This is a genomic window from Bacillus piscicola, from assembly GCF_022458745.1.
GTDB lineage: Bacteria > Bacillota > Bacilli > Bacillales > Marinococcaceae > Alteribacillus_A > Alteribacillus_A piscicola.
On the sequence record NZ_JAJJJF010000003.1, the window covers coordinates 204,628 to 226,886 of the forward strand.

General features: G+C 41.7%; 17 protein-coding genes and 1 pseudogene. 3 read left to right on the forward strand and 15 right to left on the reverse strand.

Going from position 1 to position 22,259, the window contains the following annotated elements; translation table 11 throughout:
* Nucleotides 1-3: 3 nt before the first annotated feature.
* The 5 genes and pseudogenes from efeO to LOR49_RS08540 all read right to left on the reverse strand — a co-directional run.
* Entirely contained in the window at nt 4-882 is an 879-nt protein-coding gene (efeO, locus tag LOR49_RS08520) for an iron uptake system protein EfeO (protein WP_240376016.1), read from the reverse strand.
* 140 nt (nt 883-1,022) lie between these two features.
* Nucleotides 1,023-1,766, reverse strand: coding sequence for an MOSC domain-containing protein (locus LOR49_RS08525; RefSeq protein WP_240376017.1), 744 nt, complete (start codon nt 1,764-1,766; stop codon nt 1,023-1,025).
* A gap of 101 nt (nt 1,767-1,867) precedes the next feature.
* Nucleotides 1,868-2,785 carry a ketopantoate reductase family protein gene (locus tag LOR49_RS08530; RefSeq protein WP_240376018.1) on the reverse strand — a complete coding sequence of 306 codons (918 nt, stop codon included), beginning with the start codon at nt 2,783-2,785 and terminating at the stop codon, nt 1,868-1,870.
* A 284-nt stretch (nt 2,786-3,069) separates the two neighbouring features.
* The gene (locus LOR49_RS08535) at nt 3,070-3,744 is read right to left on the reverse strand and encodes an NAD(P)H-dependent oxidoreductase (protein ID WP_240376019.1); all 675 of its coding nucleotides are present in this window, start codon (nt 3,742-3,744) and stop codon (nt 3,070-3,072) included.
* A 96-nt stretch (nt 3,745-3,840) separates the two neighbouring features.
* Nucleotides 3,841-4,365 (reverse strand): annotated as a pseudogene (locus tag LOR49_RS08540) (DsbA family oxidoreductase); the annotation flags it as partial.
* Between the two features lie 255 nt (nt 4,366-4,620).
* Between LOR49_RS08540 and LOR49_RS08545 the strand changes: the two are divergent.
* Nucleotides 4,621-6,681 carry a catalase gene (locus tag LOR49_RS08545; protein WP_240376021.1) on the forward strand — a complete coding sequence of 687 codons (2,061 nt, stop codon included), beginning with the start codon at nt 4,621-4,623 and terminating at the stop codon, nt 6,679-6,681.
* 285 nt (nt 6,682-6,966) lie between these two features.
* Here LOR49_RS08545 and LOR49_RS08550 read toward each other — a convergent pair whose 3' ends face one another.
* The 9 genes from LOR49_RS08550 to rlmD all read right to left on the reverse strand — a co-directional run bounded on the left by LOR49_RS08550 (nt 6,967) and on the right by rlmD (nt 18,733).
* Nucleotides 6,967-8,673 carry a GMC family oxidoreductase N-terminal domain-containing protein gene (locus LOR49_RS08550; protein ID WP_240376022.1) on the reverse strand — a complete coding sequence of 569 codons (1,707 nt, stop codon included), beginning with the start codon at nt 8,671-8,673 and terminating at the stop codon, nt 6,967-6,969.
* On the reverse strand, nt 8,657-9,307 hold the full coding sequence (locus LOR49_RS08555; RefSeq protein ID WP_240376024.1) for a hypothetical protein: 651 nt from the start codon (nt 9,305-9,307) through the stop codon (nt 8,657-8,659). Before LOR49_RS08555 ends, LOR49_RS08550 begins: the two co-directional genes overlap by 17 nt.
* Nucleotides 9,308-9,578: 271 nt before the next feature.
* Nucleotides 9,579-11,642, reverse strand: a complete 2,064-nt coding sequence (locus LOR49_RS08560; protein WP_240376026.1) for a catalase — start codon at nt 11,640-11,642, stop codon at nt 9,579-9,581.
* Between the two features lie 232 nt (nt 11,643-11,874).
* Nucleotides 11,875-12,039, reverse strand: a complete 165-nt coding sequence (locus LOR49_RS08565) for a hypothetical protein (protein ID WP_240376028.1) — start codon at nt 12,037-12,039, stop codon at nt 11,875-11,877.
* Nucleotides 12,036-13,274, reverse strand: a complete 1,239-nt coding sequence (locus tag LOR49_RS08570) for a Ger(x)C family spore germination protein (RefSeq protein WP_240376029.1) — start codon at nt 13,272-13,274, stop codon at nt 12,036-12,038. Before LOR49_RS08570 ends, LOR49_RS08565 begins: the two co-directional genes overlap by 4 nt.
* Complete coding sequence (locus tag LOR49_RS08575) at nt 13,271-14,359, reverse strand: GerAB/ArcD/ProY family transporter (protein ID WP_240376030.1); 1,089 nt, start codon at nt 14,357-14,359, stop codon at nt 13,271-13,273. Before LOR49_RS08575 ends, LOR49_RS08570 begins: the two co-directional genes overlap by 4 nt.
* Before the next feature lie 19 nt (nt 14,360-14,378).
* Nucleotides 14,379-15,902 carry a spore germination protein gene (locus tag LOR49_RS08580; protein WP_240376031.1) on the reverse strand — a complete coding sequence of 508 codons (1,524 nt, stop codon included), beginning with the start codon at nt 15,900-15,902 and terminating at the stop codon, nt 14,379-14,381.
* Between the two features lie 591 nt (nt 15,903-16,493).
* Entirely contained in the window at nt 16,494-17,219 is a 726-nt protein-coding gene (locus tag LOR49_RS08585) for a CBO0543 family protein (protein ID WP_240376032.1), read from the reverse strand.
* 119 nt (nt 17,220-17,338) lie between these two features.
* On the reverse strand, nt 17,339-18,733 hold the full coding sequence (gene rlmD, locus LOR49_RS08590) for a 23S rRNA (uracil(1939)-C(5))-methyltransferase RlmD (RefSeq protein WP_240376033.1): 1,395 nt from the start codon (nt 18,731-18,733) through the stop codon (nt 17,339-17,341).
* 291 nt (nt 18,734-19,024) lie between these two features.
* Between rlmD and exaC the strand changes: the two genes are divergently transcribed.
* Nucleotides 19,025-20,545 carry an acetaldehyde dehydrogenase ExaC gene (gene exaC, locus LOR49_RS08595; protein ID WP_240376034.1) on the forward strand — a complete coding sequence of 507 codons (1,521 nt, stop codon included), beginning with the start codon at nt 19,025-19,027 and terminating at the stop codon, nt 20,543-20,545.
* 131 nt (nt 20,546-20,676) lie between these two features.
* Nucleotides 20,677-21,048 carry a DUF779 domain-containing protein gene (locus tag LOR49_RS08600; protein ID WP_240376035.1) on the forward strand — a complete coding sequence of 124 codons (372 nt, stop codon included), beginning with the start codon at nt 20,677-20,679 and terminating at the stop codon, nt 21,046-21,048.
* A 313-nt stretch (nt 21,049-21,361) separates the two neighbouring features.
* Here the strand turns inward: LOR49_RS08600 and LOR49_RS08605 are convergent, their stop codons facing one another.
* The gene (locus LOR49_RS08605; RefSeq protein WP_240376036.1) at nt 21,362-22,246 is read right to left on the reverse strand and encodes a diacylglycerol kinase; all 885 of its coding nucleotides are present in this window, start codon (nt 22,244-22,246) and stop codon (nt 21,362-21,364) included.
* Nucleotides 22,247-22,259 lie beyond the last annotated feature (13 nt).

A 22,259-nucleotide genomic window follows, 5' to 3' on the forward strand; every position in this document is an offset into this window, starting at 1 on the left:
ATATCACTCCACAACTACAGCCATTTGACTAAGTGGTTCTCCGAGTTCATCAACAGCCGTTGACAATGCCTTTGTATCTTCATCTGTAAGCTCTTCATAAGATACATAACCGCCGTTACCGTCTTCATACTGAGCAAGCAAATCATTTAGCGTTGCAAAATTCTCCTCCAAGGTTCCGACAAGTTCTGTGTCTTTTTCCTGAAGCTTTGCTTTGAAAATCTCAAAGATTTTTTCTGCCCCTTCCACGTTTGCCTTGAAATCATATAAGTCTGTATGGGAGAAGATTTCCTCTTCGCCCGTAATTTTTGAAGTAGATACTTCATTTAACAAATCAACCGCACCTGTGATCATGAGATCAGGACTTACTTCTACCGTTTCCACTTTTGCACGCAGCTCTTTCACATCGTTCAACAGTTGATCGGCTGTCTCGTCGTACCCTTCCGTCGTTCCTTCTTCCCAAAGTCCGTATTCAATTTTGTGGTAACCTGACCAGTTTTCTTCTTGCCCTTCTGCCTCTAAGTCGGCAAGGCGCGCGTCAATTCGTGGATCGAGATCGCCAAAGCTTTCAGCAATTGGCTCTGATCGTTCAAAGTACATCCGCGCCGGAGCATAAAGCTCTTTCGCTTTTTCAACATCCCCTGCTTTTACAGCTTCCACAAACTGTTCCGTTTCCAGAACAAATTGATCAAGCTGTTCCATCGCAAATTCCTTATATGTATTTGCTTCTTCCTCTAGTATGGCAGCCTGCTGTGTTTCTGTTCCTTCTGTCTGTTGACTCTCTTCTGTAGCAGCTGCTTCATCCGTTGACTCATTTCCCCCGCAACCGACCAGTAGACTGCTAGATAAAAGTACTAAACTCGTAATCTTCACTACTTTCTTCATGGTAAAAACCCCCTGCTGTTTATGATTATTAATGATAATCATTATCAACCTTCGCGTCAATAATTTATTTCAAAAAAAAGTAAAAAAATAATAAAAACATGACCCACTAATCGCTGAGTCATGTCTTTTATCTTATATCTTTATTCATTTGGACCAAATATTCGCCTACGTATATCAGGGTTTTCTCCTTTTTCGACACGGTTTCTCAGGGTAACCCGCCAGTTTGCGGCAAGCATTTCACACGCCGCCAGCTCGCGCGCCGCCTCGAGATTCTCTTTTTCTTCATGCATAACTTGATTGCAGCGTGCGATGGTCCACTCTGGATACGGTCGCTCCACGAGTGTAAGCGGCTGTTCCGCCTCAATAAAGCCTTCTTCTAATACCCGGAAATACCAGCCGGTTCTGCCTGAATTTTGGATGAGCCAGGCCAACTGTTTCACTTGGTGGCGGCGGGCAGGCTTCCAGCATGGCTGCCGGGGCTGGGACACTTGTATTACCGCTTCTCCAATATGATATGTATCCCCTATGGCAACTTCTTGTTCTGTTTGATTAACTAATGAAAAATTTTCCCCCATGCCGCCAACAGTTAGACCAGCCGCTGGGAGTTCATTTTTCCAACGGTCATAATGTTCAGACGGGTAAGCGAAAACCGCTTTTTCCAATCCACCGTGATGTTTCAAATCCGCCTGCCCATCGCCGTTAATATTCAATCTGCTCAACCAAACCCGTTCATGAACCGGTTCTTTATAAATGGCACTCCGCCACTCTCGTTCCATGGGGTTTTTAGCGTCTTTGTCTCCCATTGTTTGCGGTTTCCCCGCAAATATTTTGGTTAAATAGGGCACCATCTGCATTCCTCCCCGTAAAATAAAGTATACTAGCATTTTACAGAACTCCCACTCATTCCACTACTATTTAAGCGAAAAACGGCTTCAGCTTTTTTTACAAGCGCAAAAAATGTTCGTGAGAAGTGGCGTTGGTTCCGTTAATAACCGCTTTCGATCCTCATAACTTCTTCGTAAAACGACCTGTTAACTGGCGTGGGAATGTTATGCTTGGACGCAAGTCTCAGCACAGTCCCAGCGAACAATTCCACTTCACTGAAACGTTTGGCTTCCAAATCCTGTGCCATTGATGGTTTTCCCTCGGGATTCAATGTTCCGAGAACGGCAAGCCAATAGTGGAGATCTTCGTCTGTTAGCGTAGCACCTTCCCATTCAGAAAGAGCAATCACTTCTTTCATGGCACGTACCATCCTATCACGCGCTTCCCCGTCTTTTTGGATCGTGCCGTAGTTCCCTCGGTAAACCGCAACTGTCTGGTTCACCCCGACGTTCACCATAAATTTCCCCCACATCCTTTTTTTCATATTGGTATCTATTTCATAAGGGAAGTCTGTTTCGTCAAAAAAACGCGCAATGCGCTTTACCTGGTCCGATACACCGTCAGGATCAATATCTCCGAAAGCGAGCTTTCCCATGTTAGCATACGTGAGCTCGTTCCCCTCTTTTACCGCATCCATCCCATAGGCAATGCAATATAAAACTTTGTCCCATCCATACCTTTCCGCAACTCTTTCCTCACTGGTTATTCCATTCAAGGCAGATAGAATCACAGTGTCTTCTCCAACGTGACGGTGTATTGCATGGAGTGCGTCTTTCAACCCCGATTCTTTCACAGCAATAATGATGAGATCAGCCGGCTCAACGGCTTCTTCTGGAGTCACATACTGGAAGTGACAACGCTCTCCGTTGCTGTACACTTGCTCTGTTTCATACCTTTTAATCCGCTCTTGATCTGCAATGATTCGTAGATTTTGAGGAGGCATTTTCTTGGACAAATGTTGACCGAACAAAATTCCTAATGCTCCTAACCCAATAATTGATACTTTCTCCCCTGCCATACACGCCCCTACCTTTCTTTTGAAATGCTGAAAGTGTCTTGGATTATTATACCACTCACGGCAAGACAAACGTCATTTAGTATTCTTTTCTGAATAAAAGAGGATACCTATTATAACGGCACCCCCTCTTTTTTCCTGCATCTTATTTTGTTTTATTTTACATCAAACGTAAGGTCTGGATTGTTGGCGGCTACTCCTGATAGTTGCCTAAATAATCGCAACTCAGAGCTTCATTCCCCACAGCTAATAGGAATTACATCCAAAAATCGTGATCCCAAAGCGGACTACACCCACTGGACGACGTCATCACGTTCTCTTCTTGTTTTCCCTCGTTTCGGGTCTTCCTTACGATATCCAAAGGCAGCGAGGACAGACGGGGCAAATTGGCCGTTGTCGAGAAGTCCTTCTTCAGCAAGCAATTCCTCCAGCTTTTCCGCATGGAAGCCCTCCATCGGGGTGGAATCAATTCCGATTAGAGCTGCAGCTGTCAACATATTGCCAAGCGCAATGTATGTCTGCTTGGACGACCAGTCGAACAACGTCCTTTCATTATCAAGAATATTTTTTTGTTCTTGGAATCGTTTGTACTGACCGGTTACTTCCTTTACCACTTCTTCAGGCATCTTTTGCACATCTCTCATCTGACTGATGAGATAATCAGAGTCATACCTTACCCCTTTGCGAGCGAGCAAAATGACAAAGTGGCTGGCCGTTTTCAGTTTTTCAACAGCACCTGGGGCCACTTCCATCAGTCGTTCTCTAAGTTCAGGATCCTGTACGACTAAAAATTTCCAAGGCTCTGACCCCAACGAACTTGGGGACAGGCGTCCTGCTTCCAAGATAAACTCAAAATCTTCATCAGAAATCTTCTTCTTTTCATCGTACACCTTCGTCGCATGTCGAAAGCGGAATGCCTCTACTATTTCTTCCTTTTTTGTAGTTGTCGTTTGATTGGTCATGGTGCTACCATCCTTTGTTTCTTCTATTTTTCCAATGAGAAAGTATACTATCCTTTTTCGGCAGAAGCTAGCAACGCGGCTTTAACTGGACTATTTTTAGAGAAGCTCCCTTAGTTTCTCAAGACTCGGGATATCGTTGTAATGATGCACTTGTATTTCTCCCTTAGCCCCGATATAGGAAGGGATTGTCCATATTTTATTTTTGTCAGCATTGGTAAGATCGTCATCCACAAGCATATCGTACTCAGGATTCCCCAAGGCATTTAAAAACCCTTCACGGTCTAAACCCACTTCCTCGGCAATACCAGCCAATACATGGCGATCTCCGATATCTTCATCTTTCTCCCAGACCGCTTGAAATATACGGAGATGGTAGGGACTGAACTTGCCTTTAGACCGGGCATATTTTCCTCCGGTGTGCGCCAGCCGTGTGCTTCTTTTTTCAGTTGGCGGCTGGATACTTAAACCCATTTCACTCACTAATTCCTTGAGGAAGCGCTGTGCCCCTTCCCCGTATCCTTCTGGTTTAGCCGGCGGGTTCGCATCAGCCGGCATCCGCCAGGCTGACCAATCGATCCTGACCTCTTCTTCTTCCAATGATTTCAGAGACACCGTCTCCGTATAACAAAACGGTCAGGTGTAATCAAAATAAACTTTCAATTTTTCCATTGTTCACGCCTCCCTTTCAGCTGCTTATTTGGTAGCAGGCTTACATGTATGATAGGCCAATTTCTTACAATTTCTCCACCTATCCGCTCAAGAAAATGTCTGGACTCTTTACCATCAATGATAAGAATACAGAAAAGTATCCTAAACACCGAAAAAAATGAATATGAATATAACCGGACGAATTATCTATGGGAGGATGGATAAAGAATGGATGAGGAAAGAAACAAAAAGCCTTTTACTAACAAAAAAGAACAACTGGAGCAATACTACGAAAAAAACACCGGACCCGGAGAAAAAATGACAAGTGATTCTGGATTTAAGATTTCTAATGATCGGTGGAGCTTAAGAGCAGGAAGGCGCGGACCGACTTTACTTCAAGATGTCCATTTTTATAGAAAACAATCGCGTTTCAACCGAGAACGGATACCAGAAAAAGTAGTGCATGCTAGAGGATTTGGACTATATGGTGATTTTGAATTATATAAATCTATGAAACACTATACCGTCGCTGACTTTCTACAAAAACCCGGTTCAAAAACACCTGTTTTCTGTCGATTCTCTAACTTTGTTGGAAGTAAGGGGTCAAAAGATACAGCAGTAGATATACGCGGCTTTGCGGTTAAGTTTTATACACAAGAAGGAAATTATGATATGTTGTCCCTCCAATTTCCTGTCTTCATTCTCGCAGATGCGATGAAATTTATGGATGTCACGCATGCGGTTAAACCGAGCGCCATTACCGATGTTCCGCAAGCTACTGTCGCACACGATAAGTTTTGGGACTATGTCGCAAATAACCAAGAATCAGCACATATGGTAATGTGGCTGATGTCTATGCGGGGGCGTCCACGAAGCTGGCGCATGATGGCAGGATGGCCGATTAATACTTTTCGATTTATTAACGAGCATGGTAAGTCAACCTTCTTCCGATTTGTCTGGAAACCTTTACTTGGCGTGCATTCATTATTACTTGACGAAGCAAATATTATCGGCGGAGTAGACCCGGACTTCCATCGCCGTGATATGATAGAAGCGGTTGAAAGAGGTGCCTATCCGGAGTATGAACTAGGTGTGCAGTTAATTGCGGAAGAAGATGAATACAAGTACGATTTCGATGTATTGGATGATACTAAACTATGGCCGGAAGAAGTTGTTCCTGTTGAAACAATCGGTAAGTTGACGTTGAATCGTTTAGTAGACAATTTCTTTGCAGAAGAAGAGCAATCATCCTTTGACCCTGCCAGTGTTGTTCCAGGGATTGCTTTCTCCAATGACCCAGTTTTACAGGGAAGGACTTTCGCCTATCGGGACACAGATTATCACCGACTTGGAAGTACAGGTAACATTAACGAAATACCTGTGAATAAGCCTATCTCAGAAGTGAACACCAATCATCGCGACAGCTATTCAAAATACCGAATTGATACTGATTACGTAACTTACCATAATAATTCATTAGCGGGAAACACACCGGCAGAGACCCCTTTTGAAGAAGGCGGTTACACGCATTATCCGGGAAGAGTAGAGGGACACGTGACGAGAGAACGTCCCAGTGAATCGTTCTATGATCACTTTTCGCAGGCACGACTATTCTGGAACAGCTTAACGACGGTTGAGAAACAAGACCTTGTGGATACGTTCATTTATCACCTTCAGTATGTAAAAAGCAAATCCGTCCGCCAGCAAAACGTTGATATGTGGGTGAACGTTGACAGAGAGCTGGCATGTATCATTGCCGACAATATTGGGGTTGATCGTCCGGAAGGTTCGCACGTTCCCGTATCAGCGAGTTCTTCTGCCATCAGCCAAATGAACACACCGCATTATGCCTATACACAAAAAGTTGCTGTGTTGATTGGCAATGGATTTAACGGCGAAGAGGTAAGAGCTGCACTGAATACCCTGCAGCAGCATGGGGTGTTTATAGACGTCATCAGTGAAAAGCTTGGTAATGTTGTCGGGGATGATGGCACCGTGTTGAAAGTCGAAGATACGTTCACTACTAAATACCCGGTCTTATATGATTCACTCTATGTCGTTGGGGGAACGGCCGGGAATCAAGCTAAATTCAACCAAGGCATTACGGAGTTTATCCATGAAGCATATAAACACTATAAACCAATTGGTGTAGCAACGACTGGAAGTTCCTATTTTTATGTATCCAATGATAATAACTTAGAAGGGGTCGTGTTTGCTGCGAACAACCCTGACTTCGGAAAAGATTTTGTGATGGCTATTGCTAAGCAACGTTTTTGGAATCGAACCTAACATGTCATTACTACAATAGGGAGCTTTATAACTGTGCTGTATTTATCCTTAATAAAACACCCCAAAAGTTAATTGCGGCTTTAACTTTTGGGGTGTCCTAAAATTATTGTGGAGAATGGTAGGTCCCATTTGCCATACAGTCAGAGTGGGGCGTACCTGTGCAGCAAACTGTTCCGAATTCAATGTTGCACAGGCACCTATGAATTCCTTGGGATGGGTGATCACCACTGTGATCTGATTAGTAAAAGTTCAAGCTTATAGGGGAGATATTCATGATCGGTGCTTTTAAAAATATTTTTTCGCTAATAATTCTGCTGTCCTCGTTGCCAATGCTTGCGTTGTCAACGTAGGATTAGGCCCACCAAGGGCATTGTAATCGGCACTGTTGTCTGCTATAAAGAGACGGTCTACTTGATAGGCCTCACATGATGTGTCGACGACAAAACCCATTCGCATGGTACTTTGTAAATGAATAAAAAGATTCGGTGGAAGGTCCGCACGATGTACCTTTTTTGCACCTGCTTTTCGTAATATATCTGTCGCAATATGAACCAACTGTTCTCTTCTCTCTTTTGACTTCTTACTCGGAGTATAGTGTACAAGTGGTACCGCCCCGTGTTCATCTTTCATATGGGGATCTAGCTCAACACGGTTGTGATATTGTACCTCATCATCTGTAACGATTAAAAGTGTAAGTGTCCTACTGTAGTCTTTCATAGCTTCATCCAGCTTGGCACCGACAAGTCTTCCTCGCTGATCCCATATGTCTGAATGAGATTCATGAAGGCTGTTATAGCCGTATTGACTAAACCCGAACAGCAACTGAGCTGTGAGTCCCGGGCTTTCCCCCATATTTTCAATCATGCCAAGACCAGGGTAGTCAAGTCGTGCTGCTGATGTATGACCAACAAATGGATTAACAGCTGGACTTCCTAAGATCTGCATTAACGTTTGCTCATCAAATGTCCCAGTGACCGTATCCATATAATGATTTGTCAATCCCCGGCCTACCCAAGCGTTATATGGCAATTCAGAGTTCAGCCAAAGACGAGGCGTTTCCACACAACCAGCCGCCATCACGACAACTTTTGCATACAACTCTTCCACTTCACCTGTCCACGTATCTCGTACTTTAACTCCAATTGCGCATTCCTTGCCGTTAGCATGACTCTCTGTTAAAACCTTTGTAACAAACGTATTCGGCCTGACCGTCACATTTCCTGTTTTCATTGCCAGAGGAACATAACTCACAGCTGTCGTCCGTTTCGCCATCTTTTCAAGTTTTGGACCATATGGACATCCTTGCCCACAATGCCCACTTAACGTGCAACCCTCCATATGACTTAATTGTTCTAAAGAATAATTTGGATCCATCAAATGCTCATTGGGTGGTAAAATGGCATTCGGTTGAGGACGGTATCCACTTGTTGTTACATCTAGTGTTTTATTAAGAGAAAAGCCTGCTTTTTCTGCTCCGTAATAGAAAAGTGCTTCTTTCGATGTGGTTGGTGCAAATTCAACCGGCAAAGTAGCTTCCACTTTTTCATAATATGGAATTAACTCTTTGTAAAGAATCGGCCACTCGTTATCGATAGCATGCGGAAACGCACGTGGACAGTTGGCATAATAATGGAGTGTGGACCCTCCAACCCCAGCAGTTTGCCAAACAAGAGCAGGATCAGGGACGTTTCTAAACCAGGGCGTGCGTCTCCGGTCAGCAGTTCCAAAGCGGAATTTACCAGTAACGGGATCATTCATATCATCTTCAAGTCTCGTCAATTGACTACGGTAAAGTGTGCCATCCAAATCTTCAGGATCGGAACTTTCCTTTGCAAGCCCTCTATTCTTATTAGGCTCAGGCCACTTCTTATTTCCGTACCACGGGCCGGCTTCAAGCACATGCACATGAATTCCTAATTCCCCAAGTTCTTTGGCGATAACAGGACCGCCCCCACCTGCCCCAATAACAATGACATCAGGACTCGTTTTCATATTTCCCCTCGCTTCTATTCATTCGTAATAAAAATCCGCGAAAATCACGATAACCCAAAGATACGCCTGGGTAACCGGCTCGCTGCCAATTCATAGGGAAAAACTCAAGACGTCGTTCATTTGGCGAACACAACCGTGAAGAACCGTAAGCCGGCCATTCTGAATAATAACCGAGCATGGAGAATCGGTTAAGAGCGTCTGTCACATTTTTAACCAATCCTGCATGATTCCGAAATGGAGATGGCAAAGCATAAAGATCAATATCTAGATTTTCAAGTGCAGATAACGTTCGTAATCGATCTCGCCGAGAAAGACAGGAAAACGTTCCGCCCCCTCGAAAGTGACTTTGCGGATATGGCAGTGCCTGATACGCGGTCACAAGTTGAGTTGCTGCTCTATCTAACATTATAGCTGTAGGGTACGAAAGGGGGACGACAGTGTTGTGCAATTGTTGCTGAATAGAAAGGTAGTGATCCAAAGAATAAATGATGTATTCATGAACCTTCCTATTCGAAATACAAGTAGTAGATTCATAATTGGATTGCGCGTGGTAGGATGGAAGTAATGCGTCTGTAAGAGCTCGAAAACTTGCTTGTATATACACTTGGGTTTGTGTATTAAAGCTAATGATCATCCCCTCTTTCTTCAAACTTATTTTATTGTATGGCACTATGCCATTTTATGACTGTAAACAGATTCGTTTGTGCGCCTTTGCACCAAATATCTCGGACATTATTCTGAGTTGTTTTTGAGTTCTGTTCCACTCTATCAACACATCGGATTCCACGTGTTGATAGAATGTTGATACACCTCACTAATATTCTTATTTCTCTTAATTGTATTTCACCAGGGATACGTTGGCGTGTGCCAACTATTTTTCTAGCTGTGACCTAATAAAGGCACTATCATCTTCTATCCCAAAATCGTTGTTGTTCAATTGCAGAGACGAAATTCATGCCGAAGTCAGGGTTGTTTGCAGCGTAAACGACCCCGGCTAAGTTATTATTCGCAGATGCATCAATATAGATTTGTCCGCTTGATGCGACTCCAATTGGTTTGTAGTGTTTATACGCTACGTTTATATACTCGTTTACTTCGTAATCAAATTTTTCTTGATTTTTAGATCTGCCACCAACGATATAGAGTGAATCTAATAAATACGGACTGGTTGTAAGAAACGTCTCATCAACTTTTAGTTTTGTACCATTATCCCCTGTAACCGTTCCAAGGGTGTTGCTTACGATGATAATAAACACGCCGTATTCTTCTAATACTTTTAGTGTGTTCATTACCTCATTTGCATTAAATCCGTCGCCAATCAATACTCCGACTTTTAAAGAATATGCGTACTTAGGTGTACTTGTTTGGCTAAGGGATGGATAACTTGTTGATACCGGGATGTTTGTTCCGCTTGGGCGATTGACCCCGACGTTATCTGCTACAATGGCAGCCATATCTTTATCAACGTTTACTAATAAATCTACGACTTGCTGACGCACTGACTCACTATCCACACTACCAACTTGAAAATTCAGCGCTTCAATCAAATGCTGCTTCTCGATAGCCGTTAAACTGTTCCAAAAAATTCTTGGCTGTGTGAAGATATCATCGAAACTTTCCGGTCGCTCGCGCGTAAGGTGGCCTGATACTTTCGTTGGATAATGCTCATACCCGCCTTTTTCGGGTGGTGTGGTGTATGGCGTATTATTTAAAAGTGAGTTTTCATGATAATTCGTCTGATCCACATCGATTTCATATTTCATAAATCCTTCTTGCTGGTTATTATGGATCGGACAAATAGGTCGATTGATCGGCAAGTGCTGGAAGTTTTTCCCGCCTAACCGGTGGTATTGGGTAGGTTGATAGGCAATTAACCTTCCCTGCAGGACGGGGTCGTTAGAGAAACCGATTCCCGGAACAACATTCGCAGGATTGAATGCGACCTGTTCATTTTCAGCAAAATCATTTTCTACATTTCGGTTCAGCGTCATTTTACCGATCATCTGCACAGGAATGAGTTCTTCTGGCCAGAACTTCGTAGAGTCAAGGATATCAAAATCATATTTAAATTCATCTTCCTCTGAAAGGAGTTGAACACCTAGTTCATACTCAGGATAGGCCCCACGGTCAATCGCTTCTCTTAAATCTCGACGATGATAATCCGGATCGATGCCGCCAATTTTTTGTGCCTCATCCATCAGCAAAGAATGAGATCCGAGAACCGGTTTCCACACAAACCGGACAAACGTCCTCTTTCCTTGCTCATTCACAAACAAATACGTATTGACTGACCAGGATTCCATCATCCGGTAACTTCGGAGCACGCCTCGGTCTGACATTACCCAGAGCGTCATATGCAATGCTTCAGGGTTATTTGCCACGTAATCCCAAAAATTATCATGGGCACCTGCGGCTTGCGGCATGCCAGTGCGTGGTTCAGGCTGGTAAGCGTGGATCATATCAGGAAACTTCAACGGGTCTTGGTTGATTAACACAGGGAAAGCGATCGTCGTCAGGTCATAGTTCCCTTCCTCCGTGTAAAACTTAGCACCTAAACAACGTAAATCTCTCGCTGTGTCTTTTGAGCCTTTGTTTCCTTGTACTGTTGAAAAGCGAACAAATAAGGGGGTCTTTTTTCCAGCTTCTTGCAGGAAACCAGCTTTTGTCAAATGCTTCAGCGATTGGTAGCATTCAAACTCGCCATGTGCCCCGTATCCTCTGGCGTGAAGCCTTCTTGCTGGTATCGTTTCATGCCCAAAAGATGTCATCTTTTCAAAAAAATGAACATTCTCTAATACGCCCGGCCCTCGCACCCCGGCAGTTAAAATCCTTTTATCATTCGAGACCTTTCTTCCTTGATTCGTCGTCATTGGCTTTCCAGCATCGCTAACACGAAATTCTTCTAATTGTTCATTCTTGCTATTTGCATTCACTCTTTCTTGATTATTCGAAGATGAATATTCAGTCAAACAAATCACCTCATTCGTCTTTTTACCTTTTTTCGCCTCTGTACATCTTACGTTTCACCCACCAGTTTATACCTTGAAAGAATCTTAAAGTGTGCATTAAATGCTATTCGAAATCGATAATCAGTTTTAGCAGGACAAAAAAGCCTCATTCTCTAAAGAATAAGGCTTTTAATACGACTTTATGTACCCCTCCGAGTACTGTATATACTTGCAAGTATCATAGTGCTATAAATTATTGCCTATTAATCAAAATTACTATTAATGACACTATTGATACCCCTAAAAACATTGTTGCTACCCCCGCACCCTTTTTATCATCATTCCAAATTTCACGACCTTTCCATAATGAAAGGATTGAAATACTAAATGCGAAAATATAAATCAACCACTTCATCATTTACCTTCATCCTTTTCATCAACTTTAGGAGGGCCTAACTGCTTTCCAAATCCAGTGAATTTCACTTCTACCTTTATATTCACATCAGCGTTAGTATATTTATCATCCCAATCATATTCTTCATACTCTTGCATTGTAAGGAAGTTTTTTCTTGCGACGCGAGACCAATTAAACGGATTAATTTTATATTCTTCCTGTGTTATTTTTACCAACTCATTATACTTCTTCTTTAATGTATCCTCCACATGTCTTCTTAATAGCTCTTGATTTTCCAAGTTCGTAACATAGTTTTCTCCGCTAGGAATTGCTAAAATTTTAAAACTCAAAGGTATCGTTACATTTACTTTCGGCGTCACTTCTTGCGTTAATATTTCAATTTTGTTACTTCTAGGCTTGGTCAATAAAGCAGCCACTCTATATTTTTTGTTAAAGGGATCCTTGTAAGTGACTCTCATATATTTAGCTATTGATTTCGATCTTAAATTAAGAGCCGAGCGAGTTTCTTCCCCTGTTAAAGTACCAATCATTACACCATCTTTTAATAGTGCACTGCCAATTAGCTGGGTCCTACTGCTACCTTTTTGATCAATTTGACCAGGTAAATAATCATCTTCATTTCCATACTTATCATCATCACTTTTTTCTGTTGTTGCGTAAATGGCTAAATAGGCATCATTCTTGCTCTCAATCCTCTGAAAATAACGTTGAAGATCAGATAAAGGGACGAGACCCGTTTCCGCCCATCTACCTGTCATTAAGTCATAAAATTTATGCGGCCTCGTTTCTAAATTTGGATTGTTATTTTTAATAAAGTCAGCTGCTTTTTCTTTAGAGACAACCACCTGTATGTCTCTTCTAATTTCTCTGTCTCTTATCCCAGACGTTAGGAATTTTTTTGCCTTCTCTGTTCTTATAAAATCCTCACCTATAACCATGGCTTTTGTATGGGCAAAGTTTACCTTACGAGCAACAGTTGCATTAGCTAAATCCCTAGCTGTTATAAAGTCAGGAGCAGTAAAAGTAATGATTTCAGATGCCACTTCTTTTTCCCCTCCAGTATTGGGAATACCAACTTGAGGATTTGCAATTTGATAAGTAACGGAAACCCCGTCCTCCTTTTCAGAATCATCTAAACCAATTACGACAACAAATGCTTGTTCTTCTATTTCGTGTTTATCCCAACAGCCGGTTAATATAAAGATGGAAAGCGGTATAATGAACATAATTTTCTTCATGGTGATGCACTCGCTTTTTTACGCAATGATAGAATCCATAATAAAAACGGAAGTATGAAAAAAAAGAAAGAACCTATATGAAGAACCGTATTTCTATACAAGAAAGAAGATGAAATCAAATTGTCTGGGTACATCCCAATTAAAACCATTAAGGTAGTGATTGGGATCAAGTGAAACCGAGTTGATTTCACATTAAATGTTTGAGTGAATAAATGAGCAGTCACAAATAGATATACTGTATACTTTACTATTGAAGCAATTAGCCAAAATACTAAAAAGTATCCTTCAAAGTTAGAAATAAACCTTCCAAGTTCAACTACTCTGGTTAAATGTTGAAACGGTAAAAGCATGTCCTCTAATGAATAGGCATCAAAAATCGTTACATAGAACATAAAAAAGAAAGACATCTCAATTGCCAAAATACTTAACCCTATTATTGCAGCTTTAGAATATTGTTTTACTTTTGTCATAAAAGGGATAAATGTAGCCATTGTTATAGTTTCAACGTAAATAGAATTTTTTAAAAAACTTTCTTTGACTACAACATCCAACCCTTTACCGAATATAGGGAAAAGGTATGCAGTATCCATTTCCTCAACCATTGCTAGGATTAACAAAAGAGCAAGGGCTATCATAACGTAAGGTAATACAATCCACGCTGTTCTGCCTATCATATATGGTCCTCCAGAAGCAATTCCAAAACATACAACAGCAAGGACAACGAGAATGACGTAATCTGGAGTCTGAGGAAAGTACAAGGTCGATAATATAAATACATAATCACTCATTAAAAAGGCAGTTCCAACTAAATAAAAGATAAAAATAAACGAACTAAAAACTGTACCAACAAACTTACCTGAAAGCTTTTTAACCAGGTCAACCAAACCAAGTTCATATTTATTTAATAAGTGTAAAAATATGGCGAGAGGTATGGCAATCATGCCTGCAGCAAATAAAGGAACCATCCATGTTGCCATGTAGGTTTTAGGAAACAGCAGGTTTGGAGTAGCATCCGTAAACTTTGTACCGATTGTTATCAAAAGAATGGCTACCATTTCTCTAGTTCCTAATTTGTATTTATTCATGCACTTCCTCCCAACCCCATTATTTCCGAGTGCTATCTTGTGGATTAATATTAGTTGGTCTAATTCGTTGCTTTCGAATCGTCCTTCTAAAAATTAAATCTTTTGAAGATGGATTGTATGGTGTCTTTGGCGATAAAAAAGGTACTCCAAAGGAATGTAAAGTTGTTAAATATGCAACTGATAAGGTTAGACAAATAACAATGCCGAATAGGCCAAATATAGCAGCAGATAATAAAAATCCAAACCTTATCACACGAATCATAAAACTGAAACTAATGTCCGGTATAGCAAATGATGATAATCCAGTAATCGCAACGACGATAACCATGATTGGACTAATAATATTCGCTTCAACTGCTGCTTGACCAAGAATAAGGGTTCCAACAATCCCTATAGTCGGCCCTATTGGAGAAGGAACACGTATTCCAGCTTCCCTTAGTATTTCAAAGGCGACTTCCATTATTAATACTTCAACGATTACGGGAAACGGGATGGTCTCTCTTTTAGCAGCAATTGCTAGAGCTAAATCTGTTGGAAGCATTTCTATATGAAACGTTGTAACTGCTACATAGAATGATGGAGTAACAATTGCTATAAGGAAACAGAGGAGACGGATAATTCGTATGAAGTTTCCATATGCCCATCTTTGGTAATTATCTTCCGCCGTATGAAAAAATGACCAAAATGTAACTGGTACAACTAAACATGCAGGAGAATTCTCAGCAAGTATAACTACATGTCCTTCTAGCATATAAGAAACAACCCTATCAGGTCTTTCTGTGTATAAAATAGTCGGAACTAAAGAGTAGGGCCGCTCCTCTAGATATTGTTCTAAGAGAGCAATATTCTGAATGGTATCTACATCAATATCCCTAAGACGCTTTTTTACATCCTCTACAACATCCTTATCCACTAGGTCATTAACATACATCAAAGACACGGAATCTGCTGCGCGGTTATGTAATTCAACATTATCTGAAACAAGCTTTTCATATCTCAGCTGTTTGCGAATAAGGGCTTTGTTTATTGCTACAGATTCTACAAATCCTTCGTTTGAGCCCTTTATCACTAACTCATTTTGAGGAGTTTCCACACCTCGATGTTCAATTTTAGTCGTATCTAATAAAAAGCCATTTTCAATTCCTTCCACTAATAAAAGTGTTTGTCCATTGTTCAACCCTTGAACACACTCAGAAATCATTGAAACAGCTTTTATGTTTTTAATAGGAATAATATCGTTTACTAGTTGTTCTATGTCCATATTCTTATTTACGTTCTCTTCTGAATTGGTTAATGCATTTATAATAAACTCTTCAATTTCTTTAGGATCTACAAGTCCATTTAAGAAAAAAGTACTCGCTTTTTTCTCTAAAGATAGGACATCACACTGTCTTATAACAAAGTCACTATTAATACTACTTTCGAAAATACTACTGAGTGTAGATATGTTATGTTCTAAGTTATCCTTTATTTTCTCTTCTTTGCTTGAATTTCTAGTAACTTCGAACTTTTTCCTATTACTAAAAAGCTTTTTAATATTCAAGTCAGTTTCACCCTTAGTTAGATCTTACTGTCATTATCGCCAAAAGTAATCATTTGTATAAGACTCTATAAAATACTTCCTCCGCTAAGTCTCTTTTGAGATGTCCAGAAGATGAATAAAAATAAAAAAATTAACTCCTATCCCCTTCTTATAATCAAAATTAAGTGTTCCGCAAACAAGTAAAAGCGTAAAATCCCCCGAACCATTCGTCCGAGGGATCATAAAATACACTGCAATATTGATACAAGCTATTTCAACTCTATCGACGCCACGAAATTGACGTGTGTTTTGATTGAATGTTGGATGATACTGATACAAATACGTAGTAGTTTTGCGTGGGTAAGCGGCCTCCTTAGAGATGTATATGTTAGTTACCAATTACTCTTATGGCTGTTTCTTCTGATTAGTATATGCGTACTGTGCAGCATTGGTGACCTTTGTTTTCCCAATGACGTTCTACTGTTGCATTTGCTTCCTCTAAAAACGATTGAATCTTAGTTGATCCCATAGGTGAACAAATTGAGTCATCGGTTCCTCAGCGATAAATAATGCTTTACCAGAAAAATCTGTTGTTCATCAAATTAACCTAATTCAGTAAAGATAGTTACTATTTTTATATTCATCTAACCTTTTAATAAATGCAATCAAACCTCTAATTGTAAACAATGTGAAGCTTACACTTGCAAAGGTATGAAAAGGGGACCATCTTCTCCATTTGAATAGTCTTGTGTTTTTTTCAAAAAACCACTGCCCCAAGCTCATCGGAATACTAAATATCAAACTTTTTAAAATAATATATAGAAAGTTGTCATTATATGTGATTTTTACCCACAAAACACTTAGTAACGGGAAAAACAAGAGATCATAAATAATATTTGTTTTAAATAACTTCTTAAATGGACGCTCAGGATATGCTACTCGTTTCGTTCCAACAACATAAGCGTCAAGAAAGGTTGATAAAACTCCCTTTGAAAAGAAAATGACAAGATTTTCTCGCATTTTTGGTCCTCTAAATATTAGCGGTAAGCCTGCAACACAGAAAGCTGTTAATAGAATTAATAGCTTTTTTTCCAACGTTAAAAACTCCTTAAAGACATGAATTTCATGCCCGCAAAATTTCCCTAAAAGAAACTCATCTGGATTAGTTCCCTTGTTTAAAGTTATTTTCCCCGAGTTAGATGAAAATATCCATTGTTTTACTAAAGTTGAATTCCTCCATGAGCTTTTCTGTTTAATTTGAATACAATCAATATCAAGCGGCGTCTTTATTTTCGTATCAATTGCTTGGTATTGAATAAAATAAGTAATGAAAATCATTTTAAAAATTCTTCACGTAAAAATTTTTTACACTAAAAAACCCCCGAACCATTCGTCCGAGGGAACATAAAATACACTTCAATTTTCAACTAAAAGGTGCTAAACCTATTGACACCAAGCTATTTTAAATCTATCAACGCCACGCACTCCACATGATTTGTCTGAGGAAACATGTCAACTGGCTGCACTTCTTTTGTTTCGTAGCCTCCCTCTGTTAGTATGCTCAGGTCGCGGGCGAGGGTGGCCGGGTTGCAGGAGACGTAGACGATGCGCTCTGGTTTCATTTCGATCATCGTCTGCAGCAGTTTTTCGTCGCAACCCTTTCGCGGCGGGTCGACGACGATGACATTCGGTTTAATACCGTGCGCTTTGTGCCACCATGGGATCACGTCTTCGGCTTGTCCAACAGCAAAATCGACGATGTCTTCCATATGATTGAGCTGGGCATTTCGTTTCGCATCAGCTATTGCCTCCGGGACTACTTCCACACCGTATACGTGGCGCGCTTTTTCGGCGAGAAATAAAGAGATCGTCCCGATGCCGCAATATGCATCGATCACGGTTTCGTGGCCGCGCAGATCGGCATACTCAAGTGCTTTATCGTACAACATTTTTGTTTGCTCCGGGTTCACTTGATAAAACGAGCGTGCTGAGATTGCAAATTTGACTGTTCCAATCATGTCATAAATATATTCTTCGCCCCAAAGCACCTTCGTTTCCTCTCCAAAAATAACATTCGTCCGCTTTGCATTCACATTTTGGACGATGGAGGCAACGTTCGGAATCGTGTCTCGGATGGCGGTAATCAGTTCCTTCTTCTTTGGTAGATCAGGGCCGTTGGTAATGAGAATAACCATGAGTTTATTCGTACTGTGCGCATGGCGGGTAACGACGTGGCGTAGTGTGCCTTTACGCGTTTTCTCATCGTATGCCTTGATTCCAAGCTTATCTGCCACCTCTTTTACCGCCTGGACCGCATCATCATTCTCTTTCTGTTGGATAATACAGGCCTCCATATCGATAATGCGGTGGCTTCGTTTTTGATAGAAGCCGGCTTTTAAATGGCCGTCTTCCTTTGTACCGATCGGAACTTGTGCTTTGTTGCGGTAGCGCCATGGATCTTCCATGCCGATCGTCGGGTGGACGGTCACGTTTTCTAAACCGCCGAGACGGGCCAGGACGTCTTTTACCTGCTTCTGTTTAAAACGAAGCTGTGCGTCATAGGTCATATGCTGAAGCTGACAGCCGCCGCATGGATAATAAATCGGACAAGGCGGGGACGTTCGGTCGCCACCCCCTTCTATTATGTCAATGAGGCGTCCGAATCCGTAGCCTTTTTTTGTTTTGATTACTTTAATTTTAGCAGTTTCACCGGGAAGCCCGTACGGGACAAAAAGTGCGTAACCATTTATTTTAGCCACTCCTGCACCTTCGTGGGTTAAGTCCTCGAACGTTACCGTGATTTCTTCATTTTTTTTAACAGGTACCTCGGCCGTTTGTTTCTTTTTCGTCATGGTGTGAATCCTTTCCCTTCCGTTCACTTGCTTGTGCTACGTGTCATTTTAACACAAAAACGGCATATTTAAACGGACAACGGGCTTCATCGTCCATGCGCCAACATCAGACACCATTCCGAATATATAGACAATTTAAAATTTACAGTTCAAAAAAGACACATCTAATGGTAAAATATAGACGTGCTAGGAAACACATATAGAGGAGGGATGTAGGACGGCGCATTTGTATAGTCAGGTGTTGTCATATTCAAGATTCTAGTCTTCATACATGAAAGGGGATAGTAAAGTATGCGTTACGATGCTCCAAATACGTCCGGAAGTATTTTAAACTTTAAAGACCGTTACGATAATTTCATTGGTGGAGAATATAAAGCACCTGCGAAAGGTGAATATTTTGATAATGTGACACCTGTCACCGGCGAAGTGTTTTGTCAAATTGCCCGTTCAACCTCAGAAGATGTGGACGATGCGGTAGAAGCTGCCCACCGAGCAAAAGATGCCTGGGGAAAAACTCCTCCGGCAAAACGAGCGAAAATATTAAATAAAATTGCCGATCGCATTGAGGAAAACAAAGAAATGTTAGCACTTGCAGAAACATGGGATAACGGGAAAGCAATCCGTGAACCGTTAAACGCTGACATTCCGCTGGCTGCTGATCATTTTCGTTATTTTGCTGGTGTCATCCGCGCACAGGAAGGTACGCTCAGCCAGATAAATAATGATACAGTCGCTTATCACTTTCATGAACCACTCGGGGTAGTTGGCCAGATTATCCCGTGGAACTTCCCGATCTTAATGGCAACGTGGAAGCTTGCACCCGCACTCGCAACAGGTAACTGCGTCGTCCTGAAACCAGCCGAACAGACCCCGGCTTCCATTCATGTCCTTCTCGAGTTGATCCATGACTTACTCCCAGCTGGGGTATTGAACGTAGTCAATGGTTTTGGTGTGGAAGCTGGTAAGCCGCTCGCTTCTCACAGCGGCATTTCGAAAATAGCGTTCACCGGAGAAACAACCACCGGGCGCATGATTATGCAATATGCTTCTGAAAATATTATTCCAGTTACTTTGGAACTTGGTGGTAAATCCCCTAATATATTCTTTAAAGACGTTATGGCGGAAGATGACAAGTTTTTAAACAAAGCTATCGAAGGAATGGTCATGTTTGCTCTAAACCAGGGTGAAGTGTGTACTTGCCCGTCGCGCGCGCTCATTCATGAGTCCATTTATGACGACTTTATGGAGCGTGCCTTAAAACGGGTAGAAGCGATTAACATTGGCAGCCCGCTTGATACCGATACGATGATGGGAGCGCAGGCTTCCCAGGAACAAATGGAAAAAATCACGTCCTACCTCGATATCGGAAAACAAGAAGGGGCAGAAGTCCTCGCTGGCGGAAATAAAAACAGCCTTGGCGGCGAACTTGCGAATGGCTACTATGTCGAACCGACAATTTTCAAAGGAAACAATAAAATGCGCATTTTCCAAGAAGAAATCTTCGGCCCGGTGCTTGCTGTGACCACTTTCAGCTCTGATGAAGAAGCGTTATCCGTTGCCAATGACACACTCTATGGCCTCGGTGCGGGCGTGTGGACACGTAATATTAATACAGCTTACCGGTTTGGTCGTGAAATTGAAGCGGGGCGTGTTTGGACGAATTGCTACCATGATTATCCGGCGCACGCAGCTTTTGGCGGCTACAAGAAATCCGGTATCGGCCGCGAAAATCATAAGATGATGCTCGAACATTACCAGCAAACAAAGAACCTCTTAGTCAGCTACAGCGATGACGCCCTGGGATTCTTTTAAGAGAAAATAAATAAGCTGCTGCGGTCAACAAACCTGCAGCAGCTCTTTTGATGGCTAGTTCTGTTGTTATCATTTTTCTCTAATTGGGTATATATTAATAGTAAGTATACGTGAAGGAAGGGTGGATCCAAATGGAAGTGAAGAAAGTGACAGCCACCGACGCAGCCCTTGAATTAATCAATAAGTTAAAAGAGCGGCATGGACCGCTGATGTTTCATCAATCAGGCGGCTGCTGTGACGGCAGCTCCCCTATGTGTTTTCCGGATGGTGAATTCCGGGTAGGCAGCAGCGATATGTATCTCGGAGACATCGGCGGCTCACCTTTCTATATGGCGAAAGATCAGTATGAGTATTGGAAACACACCCAACTGATTATTGACGTCGTGGATGGCCGCGGTGGTATGTTCTCCCTTGAAGGTCCAGAAGGAAAACGCTTTTTAACCCGCTCACGAGTATACTCAGAAGAAGAACGACAAGCGCTCCAAGAAGAAACACAGGCATAAGTTGCCGTGGAAACCTCCACCCTGGAGGTTTCCTCAGCTTTCCAACTTTTTTCACAATCCCCTTATTTTTAGAAAGCATATGATCCGTGAATTATGGTAAAATAAAAGTAAGTAGCTTATAGAAAGGGGTTTGCAAGATGCATTGGTTTATTATTCTTACGATCATTTTCTCTGTCATTACAGGTATTTGGTCTTTATTTAATGTCAAGAAAGGCTATTAAACCTGCGAGCTCCGATACATAGGAATAAAAAAGTGCTGATAACAGGATCATTCCTTGCTATCAGCACTTTTTTCATTTGTTGCAACACCCGCTTAAGGACAAAACAATTCCAAATGATGATGCAGATTGACAAATTCAGCAGGCAGTTTACCTCCGTATTCGCCATCTAAGTTCAGCTGCATATCTCCCGCCACCTCGATCTTGACCCGGTTTGCCTGAAAGCATAGGACATTTTCGTTATGAAGGTGCTCGCCGTTGAGCGCCTGGGTGCCAATCCGGATGATTTCCGGGATATGAGCTTTCGTTATAATCATCATATCAAACATACCGTCATTGAATTTGGCATTGGGAAATAGTTTCTCAAAACCGCCGACCGAGTTTGTATTAGAGATGAGAAACATCATAATTTCCCCTTCAAAAAGCTTGCCGTCATATTCAATCCGGACCTGTATCGGTTTTAACAGGCGCAGTTTTTCAAAACCTTTTATATAGTATGCGAGCTGGCCAAGCATCGTCTTTAACCGACTCGGCGTATCGTAAGTGAGCTCCGTCAGTTTCCCGCCTGCTGCTATGTTAATAAAATATTGATCGTTCACTTTCCCGATATCAATCGGCTGGAGGTTGCCGCCGCATAGTACATCGCACACCTTTTCAATATTGTTACCACGGATACCAAGAGCTCTTGCTACGTCATTCGTTGTTCCGGCAGGGATGATCCCAAGCTTCGGACGTCTTTCGAGCTCAGCAATCCCATTTACAACCTCGAAAATGGTGCCGTCCCCACCTGCAGCTACCACTACATCAAATCCATTTTCACCTGCTCGTTTCGCGGCTGCTTCTGCATCATTCTCGCATTTTGTCATGTGAGCCGATGTCTCATACCCTGCTTCCTCCAAACGGTTTAAAATGTACGGAAGGTTTTTTTTCATTTGTTCCCGTCCGGATGTTGGATTGTAAATGACGCGTGCTCTTTTCATATGGCTTACTCCT